The sequence below is a fragment of the Streptomyces sp. NPDC003011 genome, assembly GCF_053591515.1.
Genome location: NZ_JBSFTY010000205.1, coordinates 1 through 1,037 on the forward strand (window position 1 = coordinate 1; position 1,037 = coordinate 1,037).

General features: G+C 62.3%; 1 protein-coding gene. It reads left to right on the top strand.

The window, feature by feature from the left end; genetic code table 11:
• Positions 1–941 (top strand): reverse transcriptase domain-containing protein (locus ACWD0J_RS41325; protein WP_451501014.1); only part of this gene is annotated, 941 nt, incomplete at its 5' end.
• Positions 942–1,037: the final 96 nt, after the last annotated feature.

Genomic DNA, 1,037 nt, shown 5'->3' on the forward strand with positions numbered 1-1,037 from the left:
TTTTCCACCAAGATTCCTTTGGATGCCGGCCCGGGCGGTCTGCACTGAACGCGGTGGAGCGTTGCAGAGAACGCTGTCGGAAACGCGACTGGGTGGTGGAGTTTGACATCGCCAAGTTCTTCGACAGCGTGCCCTGGGACCTCCTCGTCAAGGCGGTGGAAGCTCACACCGATGCCGTTTGGGTGAAGTTGTATGTGGAGCGGTGGCTTGCTGCCCCGCTCAAGATGCCCGATGGTTCCCTGATGGACCGCGAGTGCGGGACTCCGCAAGGGGCTCCTGTCTCGCCTGTCCTGGCGAACCTGTTCCTGCACTATGCGTTCGATCTCTGGATGGACCGGGAGTTCCCCACCGTCTGGTTCGAACGGTATGCGGACGACGCGGTGCTGCACTGCGTCTCGGAGCGGCAGGCCGTCAAGGTGCTGTCCGCTCTGGAGAACAGGATGGCCGAGGTCGGATTGCGACTGCATCCGGACAAGACCCGGATCGTGTACTGCAAAGACGGGAAGCGCCGGGGTTCCTTCGGAGCCACGGCATTCACCTTCCTCGGGTTCACGTTTCGCGCCAGGTGCAGTCAGGATCGCAACGGCAAGCTCTTCTTGTCGTTCGACCCCGGCATCAGCAAGGACGCTCTGAAGAAGATCAGCGGCGAGGTGCGGTCCTGGCACCTGCACACGCGCTCGGATCTGTCCTTCACCGACCTCGCCCGCAGGATCAATCCTGTGGTGGCGGGGTGGATCAACTACTACGGCCGCTTCAGGCCGAGCGAGTTGACCCGCTTCTTGAAGCGCATCAACGCCTACTTGGTGCGTTGGATCCGCCAGAAGTACGAACGGCTCGCGCCGCTGCGGAAGGCCCTTGCGAAGCTGCGGGAGATCGCTCAGCGGTATCCCCGCATGTTTACGCACTGGCGTTGCACGACGGTGGCCGCGTCAGGTTGGTGATCAGAACGGCAAGAGCCGTGTAACGGGAGACTGTTACGCACGGATCTGTGAGAGCCGAGGGGTGAGATTCCCCTCGGCTACTCGGCGGGTTTTGCC